This is a genomic window from Solibacillus isronensis (assembly GCF_900168685.1).
In the GTDB taxonomy this organism is placed as follows: Bacteria; Bacillota; Bacilli; order Bacillales_A; family Planococcaceae; genus Solibacillus; species Solibacillus isronensis_A.
On record NZ_FVZN01000014.1, the window covers coordinates 1,630,395 to 1,644,755 of the forward strand.

At 35.1% G+C, this 14,361-nt stretch carries 19 protein-coding genes; 5 read left to right on the forward strand and 14 right to left on the reverse strand.

All coding sequences use genetic code 11. The annotated features are described in order from the left end of the window. Positions 1 to 208: 208 nt before the first annotated feature. The 5 genes from B5473_RS16650 to B5473_RS16665 form a co-directional block, all read right to left on the reverse strand. On the reverse strand, positions 209 to 514 hold the full coding sequence (locus tag B5473_RS16650; RefSeq protein ID WP_254865357.1) for a cAMP-binding protein: 306 nt from the start codon (positions 512 to 514) through the stop codon (positions 209 to 211). Positions 515 to 654: 140 nt separating this feature from the next. After that, positions 655 to 1,677: an LLM class flavin-dependent oxidoreductase gene (locus tag B5473_RS16655; RefSeq protein WP_079527178.1), complete on the reverse strand. Its 1,023-nt coding sequence runs from the start codon at positions 1,675 to 1,677 to the stop codon at positions 655 to 657. A 6-nt stretch (positions 1,678 to 1,683) separates the two neighbouring features. Continuing rightward, complete coding sequence (locus tag B5473_RS16660; protein ID WP_079527181.1) at positions 1,684 to 1,968, reverse strand: DUF3219 family protein; 285 nt, start codon at positions 1,966 to 1,968, stop codon at positions 1,684 to 1,686. Between the two features lie 20 nt (positions 1,969 to 1,988). Continuing rightward, on the reverse strand, positions 1,989 to 2,144 hold the full coding sequence (locus B5473_RS20730; RefSeq protein WP_176142097.1) for a hypothetical protein: 156 nt from the start codon (positions 2,142 to 2,144) through the stop codon (positions 1,989 to 1,991). 148 nt (positions 2,145 to 2,292) lie between these two features. Continuing rightward, entirely contained in the window at positions 2,293 to 2,664 is a 372-nt protein-coding gene (locus tag B5473_RS16665) for a hypothetical protein (protein WP_079527183.1), read from the reverse strand. 190 nt (positions 2,665 to 2,854) lie between these two features. On the opposite strand from B5473_RS16665, the gene B5473_RS16670 reads away from it, so the two are divergent. Both B5473_RS16670 and B5473_RS16675 read left to right on the forward strand, forming a co-directional pair. Next, positions 2,855 to 3,043: a histidinol-phosphatase gene (locus B5473_RS16670; RefSeq protein WP_079527185.1), complete on the forward strand. Its 189-nt coding sequence runs from the start codon at positions 2,855 to 2,857 to the stop codon at positions 3,041 to 3,043. A gap of 227 nt (positions 3,044 to 3,270) precedes the next feature. Further along, positions 3,271 to 3,900, forward strand: a complete 630-nt coding sequence (locus B5473_RS16675) for a LysE family transporter (protein WP_079527187.1) — start codon at positions 3,271 to 3,273, stop codon at positions 3,898 to 3,900. On the opposite strand, the gene B5473_RS16680 is transcribed toward B5473_RS16675, so the two are convergent. After that, positions 3,885 to 5,237 carry an amino acid permease gene (locus B5473_RS16680; RefSeq protein ID WP_079527189.1) on the reverse strand — a complete coding sequence of 451 codons (1,353 nt, stop codon included), beginning with the start codon at positions 5,235 to 5,237 and terminating at the stop codon, positions 3,885 to 3,887. The genes B5473_RS16675 and B5473_RS16680 overlap by 16 nt on opposite strands. 301 nt (positions 5,238 to 5,538) lie before the next feature. Here B5473_RS16680 and B5473_RS16685 point away from each other — a divergent pair, with 301 nt between their 5' ends. After that, on the forward strand, positions 5,539 to 7,017 hold the full coding sequence (locus B5473_RS16685; RefSeq protein ID WP_079527192.1) for an aldehyde dehydrogenase family protein: 1,479 nt from the start codon (positions 5,539 to 5,541) through the stop codon (positions 7,015 to 7,017). 395 nt (positions 7,018 to 7,412) lie between these two features. Continuing rightward, positions 7,413 to 8,843 carry a carbon starvation CstA family protein gene (locus tag B5473_RS16690; RefSeq protein ID WP_079527194.1) on the forward strand — a complete coding sequence of 477 codons (1,431 nt, stop codon included), beginning with the start codon at positions 7,413 to 7,415 and terminating at the stop codon, positions 8,841 to 8,843. A gap of 165 nt (positions 8,844 to 9,008) precedes the next feature. Here the strand turns inward: B5473_RS16690 and B5473_RS16695 are convergent, their stop codons facing one another. The 4 genes from B5473_RS16695 to B5473_RS16710 all read right to left on the reverse strand — a co-directional run bounded on the left by B5473_RS16695 (position 9,009) and on the right by B5473_RS16710 (position 11,382). Beyond that, positions 9,009 to 9,458 carry a YtxH domain-containing protein gene (locus B5473_RS16695; RefSeq protein ID WP_079527196.1) on the reverse strand — a complete coding sequence of 150 codons (450 nt, stop codon included), beginning with the start codon at positions 9,456 to 9,458 and terminating at the stop codon, positions 9,009 to 9,011. 258 nt (positions 9,459 to 9,716) lie between these two features. Beyond that, positions 9,717 to 10,415, reverse strand: a complete 699-nt coding sequence (locus B5473_RS16700) for an HAD family hydrolase (protein WP_079527198.1) — start codon at positions 10,413 to 10,415, stop codon at positions 9,717 to 9,719. Positions 10,416 to 10,535: 120 nt separating this feature from the next. Further along, positions 10,536 to 10,949 carry a hypothetical protein gene (locus B5473_RS16705; RefSeq protein ID WP_079527200.1) on the reverse strand — a complete coding sequence of 138 codons (414 nt, stop codon included), beginning with the start codon at positions 10,947 to 10,949 and terminating at the stop codon, positions 10,536 to 10,538. 229 nt (positions 10,950 to 11,178) lie between these two features. Continuing rightward, entirely contained in the window at positions 11,179 to 11,382 is a 204-nt protein-coding gene (locus tag B5473_RS16710) for a hypothetical protein (protein ID WP_079527202.1), read from the reverse strand. 383 nt (positions 11,383 to 11,765) lie between these two features. Here B5473_RS16710 and B5473_RS21165 point away from each other — a divergent pair, with 383 nt between their 5' ends. Beyond that, a complete protein-coding gene (locus tag B5473_RS21165) occupies positions 11,766 to 12,071 on the forward strand; it encodes a DUF5658 family protein (RefSeq protein WP_079527204.1) in 306 nt (101 codons plus the stop codon). A 66-nt stretch (positions 12,072 to 12,137) separates the two neighbouring features. On the opposite strand, the gene B5473_RS16720 is transcribed toward B5473_RS21165, so the two are convergent. The 4 genes from B5473_RS16720 to B5473_RS16735 all read right to left on the reverse strand — a co-directional run bounded on the left by B5473_RS16720 (position 12,138) and on the right by B5473_RS16735 (position 14,240). Continuing rightward, a complete protein-coding gene (locus B5473_RS16720) occupies positions 12,138 to 12,398 on the reverse strand; it encodes an alpha/beta-type small acid-soluble spore protein (RefSeq protein WP_079527206.1) in 261 nt (86 codons plus the stop codon). A 101-nt stretch (positions 12,399 to 12,499) separates the two neighbouring features. Next, positions 12,500 to 12,793 (reverse strand): hypothetical protein, encoded by a 294-nt coding sequence (locus B5473_RS16725; protein WP_079527208.1) that lies wholly within the window; start codon positions 12,791 to 12,793, stop codon positions 12,500 to 12,502. Next, positions 12,775 to 13,761, reverse strand: a complete 987-nt coding sequence (locus B5473_RS16730; RefSeq protein ID WP_079527210.1) for an anti-sigma factor — start codon at positions 13,759 to 13,761, stop codon at positions 12,775 to 12,777. The genes B5473_RS16725 and B5473_RS16730 overlap by 19 nt, the downstream gene beginning before the upstream one ends. Further along, positions 13,761 to 14,240 carry a sigma-70 family RNA polymerase sigma factor gene (locus B5473_RS16735; protein WP_079527212.1) on the reverse strand — a complete coding sequence of 160 codons (480 nt, stop codon included), beginning with the start codon at positions 14,238 to 14,240 and terminating at the stop codon, positions 13,761 to 13,763. The genes B5473_RS16730 and B5473_RS16735 overlap by 1 nt, the downstream gene beginning before the upstream one ends. Positions 14,241 to 14,361 lie beyond the last annotated feature (121 nt).

Sequence of the window (14,361 nt, forward strand, 5' to 3'; positions counted from 1 at the left end):
ACACTATGCTTTATACCCGATTTTCTCAGTATATATTCAAAGAATTGAAAATTATCCAGTGGCACTTTAAAACTCTTAGAAAAAAGGCTAATGAGAAAATAAAAAAATCCTTAAATTAAGAACATAAGCTCTTAATTTAAGGAATCGTAAAGTTTTGTTACTCTAAAGGAAGAATTGCCTTAAGTCACTATTAATTCACTTTCAATAATTACCTTGGCCCATTTCGATCTAAAATGGCAGATGTGTTATCTTCATGTAGGTTGTTCAAAGTTGTCGTTGTACTATCCCTTGCATATACATCTTCTTTTCCTAAAGGGATATCCGTAGTTTGAACTTCTGACGCCTGTGCTAATAATGCTTCGCTATCATTTTGCGACATACCAAATGCTTCACTTATTAGTTCAGCACCAGTTTTACCTAATGCTTCGCTATCGTTTTGCGACATGCCAAATGCTTCACTTATTAGTTCAGCTCCAGTTTTACCATGACTCGCCTTCGAAACGTTATTCCCCATATTCCCACCTCCTATATATAGAATGTGTGATGGTTCATTATATATGTAAAATATCTAGGAGGTTTCATTTGCCAATCATCTGACTTCGAAAAAGCTGATCCTTGTAATCAATGAATAATACATTTCGAGTGTTTTTAATTCTATTTATTCTCATGCCTGTTTTCCTCTGAATATACCGCTTTTGCAATTAGTTCATAGGATCGGATTCGATCTTCCGGTAAGTGTGTGATTGTATTGATCATCATTTCATCTGCTTGGTATTTTGTTCTTAACTCAAATAATTTATGTTTTACTTCTTGAGGATTACCAATAATTATTTTTTGTCTAACTTTTTCCAATGTTTCTTGATCTTTATCAGTTAGTTTATAATGCTTAACTTCACTTATAGAAGGAACTCCTTGTTTACTTTCCCCTTTATCCATTTTTATAGACCAGATGAGAAAGCTTGATGCAACTTCTTCGGCTTTTTCCGTTGTCTCTGCACAAATAACGTTAACAGTAACGATGACTTGGGGTGTTTGCCCTTCTTTTCTTGGTTTAAAGCTATCAATATATTCACTGATAATAGCAGCTCCGTCTTCATCGCTCATAAAATAACCGAAAGTATACGGCACCCCATTTTCCGCTGCGAGTAAAGCACTTTTTTTACCAGTCCCAAGGAGCCAAGGTATTGGCGGATTTTCAGGTATGGGAGAAGCCGATAACTTTGAATATTCGATATCCGTTGGAAAATCATCATCCAGAAAATGAAGTAGGTCTTTCAGTAACGAAGGAAAGTTCCCAACATTTTTTATAAAGTTACCAGACAAAGCAGTCATCGCTTCAGAGGATCCACCTGGTGCTCGTCCAATTCCTAAATCAATACGATTCGGAAATACTGTCGCTAACGTATTAAAGATTTCAGCAACTTTAAAAGGACGGTAATGAGGCAATAACACTGCGCCAGACCCTATACGAATTCGATTCGTGTTAGCTCCAATGTAACTTAACATCACTTCAGGTGCAGGACATGCCAGTCCAGATAAATCATGATGTTCGGCAATCCAGTATCTTGTATATCCGAATTTCTCCCCTGCCTGCGCTAATTTCATTGACCAATTTAATGCATCTTGAGGCGTTTGATTTGAAGAGATCGGTGATTGATCCAATATACTTAATCTCATTAAATTTCAGCCCTTTTCTTCCACTAACGTCAATTTATATTGTCCTACCTGATCTTTTTCATACAAATTTGTAATAGAAGTGGAGTAATTATAAATCGTTCCTCTAAACATTATATCTTCTTCAGGAATCTTAACATCAAATGTCCCGTTGTAAAGTAACGTTGCAATGTCATGATAATCTTCACTTGTCACATCAAAAATGACTGACACTTTATAATTCCCATTTACTTTTTCTTCTTCATAGCTATTTAATAGAATTACTCTGTCATCTAAAATTATTTTACTGACCAAAAGATCACCCCTTATTTAACCTATTCTTTGCAAAAATCTACAAATTTTTTAGCCTGTATTAAAGACATTCCTGTTTGTTCTCTCACAAACTTCACCGCTTTAACATCACCTAATGACTGCACTTTCTCTTTTACTAAGGCAATAAATTCCATGTTATAGATATTAGTATAATCCATTTTTTCGCCCCCTTATGTACTAATTATAGTATACTTGGCGACAACCTTTAAATAATCGCGCCCCAATTATTAGATACTAATAATTGAGGCGCAGTTGTTTAATGGCTTATAAATATCGGTTTATTCCCGCTCTCACGGCTTGAGGACTTTATTTTCTATCTGCCGGTGTCAGGTACTTCATTCCCAATATACGTTTCATCTCTTCGCTCACCCAGTTACGTAAAGCAATGTTTCCATAGCTTCTCGTTTCATCGTATCCCCTAAACAAAATAAAATAGTAGGTCATATAATCATCAGATTTCTGTTTTTCAATTTTACATCCTTTCTTATATAAAAAGTCCCTTAGCTTTTTAAATTCATGAAAGGTTTCATTAATTTTGGAATCGTACCACTCTTCCAGCACGTCCCTCATTTTTAATTCGGAAATACAGTCTCTATCACGCTCGAGTGTTTTTAAAAATAATTCCAGTACAATGTACCGGTGAATGTCATCGCTAAGCTTCATGAATTCTTTATGCATATAGATCACTCGCTTTACTGATTGATGGATATATCGCTATTATCTATTCTATACAGGAACACTTGTTTGTATACGTGATTGCAAATGGAAATTGGCTGATCCATCTGAAGGAAAAACTTTCAATCGAATTATTGGGTATTTTTCATAGCTGTTTAAGCCATTCTAACTTTTGTTAAGGAGGTGAACCGCTGTGGAAAATAATAAACTAAATATTAAACGTCAGCGAAATAACAACAATAACAATAATAATAATGAATTTGAATTCGGTGAAGATTTTAACTTCGACAATTTAAATGATCAAAATCAAAATAACCGCAACAATAATAATAATAATAATAACTTAAATAAGAAAAACAAAAATAACAACAATAATAAGTAATATTACTAATACAGTCTCCCTTAGGGGGGATTGTATTTTTTCATTTGCACGAACATCTTTAATGGTCAGGTTTCTGACACTCGACATTTATGTATAAACGAAGTAGCCCTTTACCTCCCCACTGGTAAAGGGCTACTTCGTTATTGAAATAAAATTTCATTTTTATAGTTGTACGAGTCACTCTCTTTGAATAAGATGCACAGACATCATTTTTAGGAGGGCTATTTTTGAACTCAATAGCTGCTTACATTTTTTTAGGTGTATCTTTAGCTGCGCCTATCGGTCCCGTCAACGCAGCGCAGCTAGATACAGGAATAAAAAACGGTTTTTTTCATGCGCTTATTTTTGGCGTTGGCGCTTTAACAGCTGATATTTTGTACATGATAATGGTTTACTTCGGGATTGGCCAAGTTATTGAATACTCTCCAGTAAAAGTATTCCTTTGGTCATTTGGCTGTTTTGTTCTTACATATACCGGGATCGAGAATTTACTTTCTCTGCATAAAATTGAACTAGCATTAAAATCCAACAAAAAAACTACTCGCCTTAGACATTCTTTAATAACAGGTTTTCTCATGTCACTGTTAAATCCGCTTACTATCCTTTTTTGGCTCGGTATCTATGGTTCAGTTCTGGCAGAAACACACAAAGTCAGTACGGGCAATCAAATAATTATTAATAGCCTTGCCGTCATCCTTGGAATAATGTTGTGGGATACGATAATGGCTGCTATCTCCAGTGGTGCCCGTAAATTATTATCTACCGGCTTCATAAATATTATTTCCATCATCTCATCGCTTGCAATGATCGGGTTCGGTATTTACTTTGGGATTCAGGCTTATCACGCATTATTTTGAGCTTCTTCCTTCTTCCATCGTTTTCGCATAAAAAAGACTATACTCCCGATTACTGCGAGGAATACTAAACTGATAAAAAAGCCTGGACGACTTGTCTGATGGAATAGTGTTCCGCTAACCGCTGAACTGATTAATAATATTCCAATTATTCTTTTCACTTTATCGAAAGTAGTCGTCTCAACTAACCTCGGATACATGACTAAAATAAATAGCCAGTTGTAAAGCAGCATTAATGCCGCAGCAGTCGTTATATATTCGTATACTTTATCCGGCAATAATAAAGACGTAATAATAGAAAGTACAAGCCCCGAAGTTGTTAAAGCAATTGCAGGTAATGGCATTTTAAGCTTCTTTTTCTTCTGTTTACTGAAGATTTTAGGTGCGTCTCCATCCTCAGAAATTGTCACGAGTATTGTCGTAACCGAAAACAAAGAGGCAGACATTGTTGAAAACCCAGCAATAATAATAGCTGCAATAAATACATGCGGGAAAAAATCAATATTATGGGCACCTGATAAAGCCTCAACAAACGGGCTCTTGCTCTCCTTGAACTTATCAAACGGCTTAAGTAATAGGGCTAAAGAAAGTGCAGTCACATAAATGACACCAAGCAGCCCAAGCATCACTTTACCCGATTTAGGTGCATCCTCTTTATTCTTTAGATGGATCGCCATTATGCTCATTACTTCGATCCCACCATGGGCATAAAATGCAAATATAAGAGCGCTCCAAAATCCGATGAAGCCTTTCGGGAAAAATTCATTCACGGATTGCGGGATGTCAGGAGTTGATTTTCCGCCAATTACTCCTGTCAGCGCTAAAATTGCAATGATAATAAACATAAAAATAGCTGCAATTTTCATCACAGCAAATACGCTTTCCAATTTCCCAAATGCTTTCGCTCCTATAAATAGAACAATGAGACCGAGAACCGCATAAATTGCTGCGAATATCCACAATTTAATATTAGGAAACCAAAACTTAGTTAATAATGAAATTGCGGTAAGTTGACTGCCTATAATTAATATTTCCGAAGACCAGTAAACCCACCCACTGCTAAAACCCGCCCAACGTCCATATGCTTTTTTGGCATAGGTACGAAAAGATCCTTTCTGTGGATCCATTGCAATCATTTTAGCAAGTGCCTCAAATACGATATACGTTGCAGTGGCAGCCATTATAAAGGCCAAGATTACAGAAGGACCTGTCATTTTAATTGCTATACCTGACGCAAGGAAAAACCCTGTACCAATCGTGCAACCTACTCCAATAAGGGATAATTGCCACCAAGTAAGATTTGCTTTTTCGTCGTTTGCACCCGACGCTTTATTCCCCATTTTTACACCTCCACATGAAAATAGCCTTCCACAAAAAAATGGTTTTATGTGCTGTTGAGATGATGAAAGCACTTCTAATAAGGGAATAAGTTGGTCATTCCTAAAACCCTATACTTGTATAAAAAATGTGATCGTGGAGAAAATAAATTCATTTATTACTTTCTTGTAAATTTTTGATACAGATAACTGGAGTTGATATTAAATAAGGTAATTTCTAGTATGAGCATCTATCTTGAAGAATAACTAAAATAGGAATATTATACTTATTGAAAGCTAATCTCACTATTCGGAGGGGTTTAATATGAATAAAGCACCAATTACAGTTAACGCTATTATTAATGGCGAAAAAATACAAACAGATAAAAAAATTACGCGTGAAAATCCAACACACCCTGAGCAAATTGTTGGTTACGCTCCAAATAATACAAGAGAAGAAACAATCCAGGCAATCGACGCGGCATATGAAGCCTTTAAAACTTGGGCTTGGAGTGATGTGGAAGATCGTATCGCAAGAATGCAGCGTGCCATTCAGAAGATAAAAGATGCAACGCCTGAAATCGCTGAGTTACTATCACGCGAACATGGGAAAGCGCTATATGATGCCCAAGGAGAAATTGCTGTTTCTCTTATGTGGATGGAATTTGCCGTTGACAATGTAAAAAAAGTGACAGCTCCAGAGGACAGCAAACATGAAACTGGTCGAACAATCATTACACATGATCCGATCGGTGTTGTATCAGCGATCACGCCTTGGAACTATCCGATTTCCCTTTCAACAATCAAAATCGCTCCAGCTTTGTTAACAGGTAATACAATGGTACTAAAACCAAGTCCATTTGCTCCTTTAGCGGTAAGTCGTGTAGCCGAAATCATTGCTGACGAATTCCCTGCAGGGGTACTGAACTTAGTTAACGGAGATGCAGAAGTTGGAATTGAACTTACATCCAACCCGAAAATTGCGAAAATCGCTTTCACAGGTGGTACAAATACTGCTAAACATATTATGAAAGCAGCATCTGAAACGATTAAAAAAATGACCCTGGAACTTGGCGGTAATGATGCAGCAATCGTATTAAATGACTTTGATGTTAACGATGAACGGGCATTACGAAGAATGGTTATTGCCAACTTTCTGACAGCTGGTCAAATTTGTATGATTGCAAAACGTGTCTATGTGCACCGTTCAATTTACGATGCGTTTGTTGAAAAATATATTGAAGCCGCAAACAAATGGATTAAAGTTGGCGACCCATTCCATCCGGATGTTACAGTCGGTCCAGTAAATAACAAAAACCAAGTAGAATATGTAAAAAGTTTAGTGGAAGATGCCAAAAATAAAGGGGCAAAAATTATTCCATTAGGAACAATTCTAAACCCTGAATTAATGGATAACGGTTACTTCTTACAACCAACACTCGTGTTAGGTGCAGATGTTCATGACCGTGTAGTAGTGGAAGAACAATTTGGCCCTACTGTACCAATCCTTCCATATGATGATGAAGAACAAGTTATTCAATTACACAATGAAAGCATTTACGGTTTAACAAGTTCCGTGTGGGGTGAAGAAGAGCATGCTATAAAAGTGGCTCGTCGTATTGAAGCAGGTACAACGATGATTAACACTGCCGCAATCCAAGGGTTAGATGTTCGTTTCCCATTTGGCGGAGTTAAACAATCAGGTGTAGGTCGCGAATACGGATTAGATGGCATCAAATCTTATACAGAAACTCATGTCATCAACCTGCCAAATGACTTAGAATTACCTTATATTCCTGAATAAAAGCTAGAGAAAAGAGCATTAACCTCCATCAGGTTAATGCTCTTATTTTTGTTTGTATACTTAACAATGCTTTCAGTATCTAATATGGGGTTGATTCTATTAATGGTGATGTATGAGGTTGTGATAAGCATGCACAGCCATTTTCAGAGAGGTATTTGCCAACTTCCATTTTTATCAATTTATTACAAATATCTATAAATCTCTATCCAAAATTATTTGTTTTTTATTATATTTTTATATAACAGTTTTCACTACATAATGTTTGTTTATCTATATTTTATTTGCATATTTACACTTTCAATCGATATTTATACTGAATTTTCTAAAAACTTTGTTTACAAACGTAGTCTTCCATTACTATAATTTGAGTTATCAGAAATATTGGAGGAAGATATATGTACACACTTCTTGGTTCGATCACTCTATTAATTGTAGGATATATCGTCTATGGAAAGTTTATTGAAAAGGTGTTTATTGTTAATGATGCAACGCCGACCCCAGCTTATACAAAAGCTGATAATTTAGATTATATGCCCATGCCTGCCTGGAAGGGCTGGATGATTCAATTATTAAATATCGCAGGGCTTGGACCTATTTACGGTGCCATTGCAGGTGCACTGTATGGACCCGTTGCAATGATTTGGATCGTATTTGGTTGTATTTTTGCCGGTGCCGTTCATGACTATTTTGCAGGGATGTTATCATTACGTCATGGAGGCGCACAATTCCCAGCACTTGTTCAACGTTATTTAGGTAAAGTAATGCGTGTCTTCACTGATATCGTTTCAGTAGTATTAATGGTTTTAGTAGCAGCTGCCTTTACTGCAGGACCTGCTGCTGTTCTTTCGTCAAAATTAGGAATTACATTTATGACAGCACTTATTGCGATTTTCATCTACTTCTTATTAGCAGCAATTTTACCGATCAATCAAATTATCGGTCGTATTTATCCACTATTTGGTGCAGTATTAATCATTATGGCCGGTGCGGTATTAGTATCACTAGTCACTTCAGGTATTGCAATTCCTGAAGTATCTTTAACTAATATGCATCCGAATGATTTACCGGTTTGGCCATTATTAATGATTACGATTTCTTGTGGCGCAATCTCTGGCTTCCACTCTACACAAAGCCCGATAATTTCAAGAACAATCAAGAAAGAATCGGAAGGTCGTAAAGTCTTCTACGGTGCCATGATTGGTGAAGGTGTCATTGCATTAATTTGGTGTGCGGCTGGTATGAGTTTCTATGGCGGTACAGAAGGATTATTACCAAAAATCTCCGAAATTGGTGCAGGTGGTGTAGTAGACGAAATTTCAATTGCATTACTTGGTACATTTGGTAGTATTTTAGCAATATTAGGGATTGTAATTTTACCAATTACAACAGGTGATACTTCATTACGTTCAGCACGCATGATTGTGTTAGACTTTTTAGGCTCTCGTTTTTCAAAAAATAGTACAACACCAATTTTAGCAACAGTTGCAGTTGCAGCACCCGCATTTTTCCTATCAACTATTGATTATCAATTCTTATGGCGTTATGTAGGGATGACGAATCAAATGGTTGCAACAGTTATGCTTTGGGTTGCAACATCGTATTTATTGAAATCAGGCAAGTTCCACTGGATTGCAGGTTTACCAGCCCTATTCATGACCTCTGTAGTATTTGTATACTTAATGGTAGCGCCAGAAGGATTTGCGCTTGCTTATGAAACAGGTGTCGTCATTGGTTTAAGCTTTACAGTCCTAGTTTCTTTCATTTATATTTATCAAATTTTTAAGCATAAAGCTTTTACAAATCCGGTATTTTTAACAGAGAAATAAGGGATTCAGACTTTTGCTAACTATAAAATCTCGCATTTTTATAATTCCTAAAAATGCGAGATTTTTGTTTTGAGTATACTTTCGATTTTATACTAAATGAATTCAAAATCTAAATTAATTTTACGTTAACCATTTAAAATTTCACAGAAGCTAAGCACCTTCGCTTTACCCATTACTGCTACCCTTCACTTCTTCGCCTGCTTCTTTCACTTTCCCGCCAATATCTTTTAAATCCGTTGTGGCATCTTTTGCATGTGAAAGAATTTCACTTGATTCTTCCGTTACCATAGTAACTGGTTGAATAATGTTGTTGTTTACTTTTTCGTAAAGGTTTTGAGCATCGCTTATTGCTTCTTTCAGTACGGAAGAAGCCGATTTTAGACGCTCCTGCAAGTCATCTTTTACTTCTGAAGGATTGTTTTTTACTTGACTGTACATATCCATTGTCGAATCTTTCATATTTTTAGTTGTCTCCGTTACTTTATTTCTAGTAGTAGAGTCAAGCATTGAAAGCGCACCACCAATTACTGCCCCAATTACCATTCCTCTTAAAAGCTTACCATTATTATCATTTTCAGTTGTCGTTGATAAATTATTATACGAAGTTTGTGCCATAATGAATGCTCCTTTTTGTTTGAATTTGTTAACTTATACCTTAGTTGCCCGATATTTTTTTCATTTAAACATTTTCAAAACCAGGATATTCTAAGATTTATAAACTATATGAGAATATATCTTCTATAAGGCACCTTAACTCGATCGTTCATATTTACCGTTTTCACTAGTAGAAGGCACATTTCTTTTTATAAAATGTGCCTAATTACTATAGTATTCACGCTCTGTTAGTATTATTGATTTACTTTGTACAAACCCTTATTTGAGCAAGCTATATGTATTGCAATTTTTGTTACTGCTTAAATTCTTTAATAGCTGAGAAAGTTCTAAATAATCATCAATTATTGCATCAGCCTTTACATCAGTCCATTGATTATCTTTTTTCCAAACACTTGCCATTCCTACATTTTGAGCAGCTCTCACATCATTATCAGGATGGTCTCCAATAAATAGACTTTCTGAAGGCTCTACATTTAATTTTTCTAATGCGTTTAAAAAGATGAGGGGATCAGTTTTCTTGACCCCTTCCCATTCGGATACTAAAATTACGTCAAAATAACTTTCAATATTCAAAGCTTTAATGTTGTCCATTTGGAACTGACCATATCCATTTGTAATCATACCTAAAGCAATTTTATTATTTTTTAATTCCTCAAGCATTTCATGAATATGAGGAAATCCTACACAATGGTGTTTGAAATTGGCCAAATAATCTTCGAGAAGTTCTTCCCAAGTTACTGAACATATATTAAATTCTTCAATTAGTTGTTGGTACACTTTATCTTTCCAAACATATCCATGATTATCTAGTTCAATAAATCGTGAAACATATTGCTCTTTTGGAATATGAGAAAGTATCTTATTCAGTCTTTCATATTGGTGGTTTATAAAAAAATCTACTGACTTATCGCGATTCAGTAACGTTCCATCTAAATCAAATAATACAGCTTTAAACATGTTTGAACTCCCCCTGAGTATATTAACGAATGTTATTCCACTATATAGCTCTATAATTGAAAGCGCATGATTGCGGAAATCTGATTCTGGGTATCAAGCTACTACTTGAGAGTCTATTTCTCATGTAGCATTAATGAAAAATCTTCCTTTTGCAGCTTTAATCTCAAAGAAATATTTTTCACCATTCTTAAGCCCTTCTAATTTCGCACTTTTTCCAGGTGTTATCTGAAATTCATTTACTACTATTTCTCCATTTATATCTTTTACCCTCATGAGTATATTACCTGCACTGTTTGCGTCATTCGTAATTTCCTTTCTCCAAAAAATGCTATCATAGGTCATGTCTTTTTGGGCGTTAAAACTTATGCGTTCCCACTCCTCCATTCCATCTGACGAATCCACAATAGCTGTAACCATTGGAAAAAATATTTGATTGACGGAACCTACATTTTGAATAACTAAACTACAAGTAATTACGACTACTGTCAGTGCAAATGCAATAATAGAAAATAATAAACTTTTCTTCAATTTCATCAAGTACCCCCATTCATACTTTCATCTCTTTTATTTCAATATAGAAAGGTCTAACTCCTTCTTAACTGTTCATCGGTAATAGCAATCAATGTAGATAAACACTCGTTTGGTAGCTTTATCAAAAACATATGATCAATAACTTCATACAAAAAAGCACAATTCTTTTTTCAAGAATTGTGCCTGGTATGTCGTTATTTTGAAGCCCGGTTATGTAATTTAAATTTATGTATTATCGAGCAGTACCTCGCCATTTTTGTAAATGCCCTTCTACTGAAAGAGTATTATTAACATAATTAAATACTTCTGAACTCATTGCTAATTCTTTTGCTTCCACTACTTTTTGATCGGACATGGGTACTTCTACTTTGTGATTATTTTTCTCTTCTACTATCAATGCTTTGATTGTGTGTGCTTCTACACTGTTATCATTCATGTGACGTTAGTTCCTCTCGATTACTATCATTTTCTTAATATTCCTACTTTTAAATTATAGTCTACTAACACAACTTTTGTCCCAGTAATTTCTGTGTGTATTTTCTCACTTATGTATGTTTTTCAACTCATCCACCAATCAGTTAGGTTATATATACTACTCATGGAATTTATATTACCAAATTTTATGTAATATTTTAATTCGAAAGAAACAATATATACCGGTGTTTGGCAGAACATAATCCCCTCCCATAGACCACCCATTTCATTTCAGTTATTCAACAGTATAAATATAATCACTTTGGTAAAAGCTTATCTAAAGTTGGAGAGAATAAGAAGAACATAGACAAGGAGAGCTTGCTATTCAAGCGATGAGCGACATTAATGAAAAATTTGTTCAATATCAAACGTTTGTTGTTGGTTATTTTATTATTAAATCTAATTGATGGCATTTGTACGGCTTGGGGACTCAGTAATGAATGGATTGAAGAAGCGAACCCACTGATGAGTTCGTTTTCACCCTTAACAATCCTTGGAATAAAAGTCACTTTATCTGGTGCCATTTTGTTATTGTGGAAATCAAATTTCCCTACAAGATTAACGAATGTTTGGCGAGTAGTTCTTACTTTCGTCATGTTCTTATATACTGGGATTTTTGTTATGCACATAACCTGGATTTCAATGTTGTAGTATGTCTTCTAAAAAAGAAAAGTGCTGCAAACCCTTAATACTAAGGAATTTGCAGCACTTTTTAATTTATTGATCTTTCTTTAAACTTTCTTGTGCCATTTTAATAAGCTCCTTAACCATGCTACCACCAATTTTCCCGCCTACTTTTCCAGCTTCAAAAGAAGTAAGTTGGCCGTTATATCCTTCTTTTAGAGGGATACCTAATTCCTTAGCTACCTCTAGCGCTGTCACTTCAGGGTTGCTAGAACCGGTTACTTTCGCTTTTAATAGATCCAGCTCTTGTTTAGCTTCGGGTACAAGAATTTTATTTCGATTTTTCTTTGCCATTCGATTGCTCCTTTTACTCTAGCATAGGCAATAAATAGCAAAAAATACTAGCAGATAATGTTAATCGCTTTTTAATTAGTATTTACAGTTACAGAAGCAAATTAAGGGAAGGGAACGATTGTCCAACCCAGTACGAAGATTGTCATTACAAATACTCCAATAAAGATACTAATCCCCAATCCCCACAATCCTAATGATCTGCTTTTTTTGTTTATTAAAGAAATAACTCCTAATATCGAAGAAATGAATACCCATGAACTGAATTTATTTTCTATTTGTAAATTGTATCCTGACAGCAAAGAGATATTTAGAATTGCCAAGGAAACGAGACCTATAACAACACTCAACCACCCCATGCCTTGTATAAGTGTGTTTTTTAATGCACCCAATTCCATAATTTCACCTCTCCTACTTTAAGAAAGCGAACCATATCCAATTTTCCGAGTGATTCGATTTCGTTTTTTGGTCCGGTAACAACAACTCCATAGGTTTTAAACCCATTGTTCTCAATGTATTGAATACGTTCTTCTAATTCAAGACTTTTATGAGGTGATAACTTTACAGCTAAATCTTCAAAAGGCAGTAAGTCCTTCATCATTTTTAAAAATGTTTCCGCATGTGAAGGGGAATCTCGAAAAGGCGACCAATAGGATTGATCTGGTTGAACAGGATATCCGATTGGTGAAATAAGGTCCCCATTAGAACTTAGCATTTTATCTTCCGTCCCGGTATAAATAGCTGCCCATGTTACATGTACATTTTCCATTACATTTTCAACTTCTTTTACTTCATATAGGTCATTTAACGAAATATACGCTTCAACAACCGTTTCCTCCGGCAATCCAGATAAGACTTTCGACTCGTTATAAATATTGAAATCTACGAGAAACTGACTTGGGTGAGCAATCCATTGATTAGTATCTGTTGGATTTTTAGGATATAATTTTTCTAATTTAGAATCTGTCTCTTTACTCACTAAGTCATCAAGTACAAAATGTAAATCATAGTTTTTTGCTGGATAAAATTCATCACCAATTTGTTTATATTGTTCAAATGACAAATCCATTGAGAAGAGTGAAAAATCCATATCAAACTCCATCTCCTCTAAAGTTGTATTGGGTTCAGTGATATAAAGTGTCTTACTAGCGACGTCCATTAAAGTTGTTGATTTTGTTCCAAACGCATAATAGCCAAAGGTCAACATATAGCAGATAGGTACAATTAAAAGCACAACAGTTATAGTTGAGAGAATTAACTTCCATTTAGAAGAACTAATAGCCCTATTCACCTGTTTCTTGCCTATGTTTGTTTGTTTAATTCCTTCCTTCTTTGCTTTTTCTAATAATTTATCATATGAATCCATTATGAACCCTCCTTGGATAACATCTCCCGTATCTTCTTCCTCCCACGAACTAAATGACTCTTTAAGGTATTTAACTTTATATCTAAAATCGTTGCAGCTTGCTCATACGTACAATCATGTACATCACATAATAAGATCGCTTGTTTTTCTATCGGCTTTATCTCCTCTAAATAACGCAATAACTCTATGTAGGCATCATTTTCTACTATAATATTCTCCGGAGTATTTAAATCTACTTGTGAAAATTCATTCGTCAAAATAGTGCGCTTTCCTTTTCTAAGATGATCAATGTATGTGTAATAGCCTACTTTAAATAACCAAGGTTTTATTTCCTCAATTTCATCAGTGAGCAGGACAATGTATGCCTTAGCAAAGGTTTCCTGAAGTAAGTCCTCTGCGTCGGCATGGTTTTTTGATAGAGAAAATAAATAGCGATATAAATCATTGGAGTATAGTGCATATACCTGCTTGAGTTCCATTACTTCCCACCTTTCACCCTATCCACGGATTAAACATTAAAAAAGTTGCAAAACAAGGGAAATTTTTTAAATAAAAGCTTATTATAAATTAAATTTAAAGGTTAAGCTGTTTATATTTGTA

Coding starts and splice junctions, on each gene's coding strand:
- B5473_RS21165 (WP_079527204.1), top strand. CDS start 11,766: ATGAAAAATTTGTTCAATATCAAACGTTTGTTGTTGGTTATTTTATTA.
- B5473_RS16665 (WP_079527183.1), bottom strand. CDS start 2,664: ATGCATAAAGAATTCATGAAGCTTAGCGATGACATTCACCGGTACATT.
- B5473_RS16695 (WP_079527196.1), bottom strand. CDS start 9,458: ATGGCACAAACTTCGTATAATAATTTATCAACGACAACTGAAAATGAT.
- B5473_RS16685 (WP_079527192.1), top strand. CDS start 5,539: ATGAATAAAGCACCAATTACAGTTAACGCTATTATTAATGGCGAAAAA.
- B5473_RS16735 (WP_079527212.1), bottom strand. CDS start 14,240: ATGGAACTCAAGCAGGTATATGCACTATACTCCAATGATTTATATCGC.
- B5473_RS16700 (WP_079527198.1), bottom strand. CDS start 10,415: ATGTTTAAAGCTGTATTATTTGATTTAGATGGAACGTTACTGAATCGC.
- B5473_RS16690 (WP_079527194.1), top strand. CDS start 7,413: ATGTACACACTTCTTGGTTCGATCACTCTATTAATTGTAGGATATATC.
- B5473_RS16710 (WP_079527202.1), bottom strand. CDS start 11,382: ATGAATGATAACAGTGTAGAAGCACACACAATCAAAGCATTGATAGTA.
- B5473_RS20730 (WP_176142097.1), bottom strand. CDS start 2,144: ATGGATTATACTAATATCTATAACATGGAATTTATTGCCTTAGTAAAA.
- B5473_RS16725 (WP_079527208.1), bottom strand. CDS start 12,793: ATGGAATTGGGTGCATTAAAAAACACACTTATACAAGGCATGGGGTGG.
- B5473_RS16720 (WP_079527206.1), bottom strand. CDS start 12,398: ATGGCAAAGAAAAATCGAAATAAAATTCTTGTACCCGAAGCTAAACAA.
- B5473_RS16650 (WP_254865357.1), bottom strand. CDS start 514: ATGGGGAATAACGTTTCGAAGGCGAGTCATGGTAAAACTGGAGCTGAA.
- B5473_RS16680 (WP_079527189.1), bottom strand. CDS start 5,237: ATGGGGAATAAAGCGTCGGGTGCAAACGACGAAAAAGCAAATCTTACT.
- B5473_RS16705 (WP_079527200.1), bottom strand. CDS start 10,949: ATGAAATTGAAGAAAAGTTTATTATTTTCTATTATTGCATTTGCACTG.
- B5473_RS16730 (WP_079527210.1), bottom strand. CDS start 13,761: ATGGATTCATATGATAAATTATTAGAAAAAGCAAAGAAGGAAGGAATT.
- B5473_RS16655 (WP_079527178.1), bottom strand. CDS start 1,677: ATGAGATTAAGTATATTGGATCAATCACCGATCTCTTCAAATCAAACG.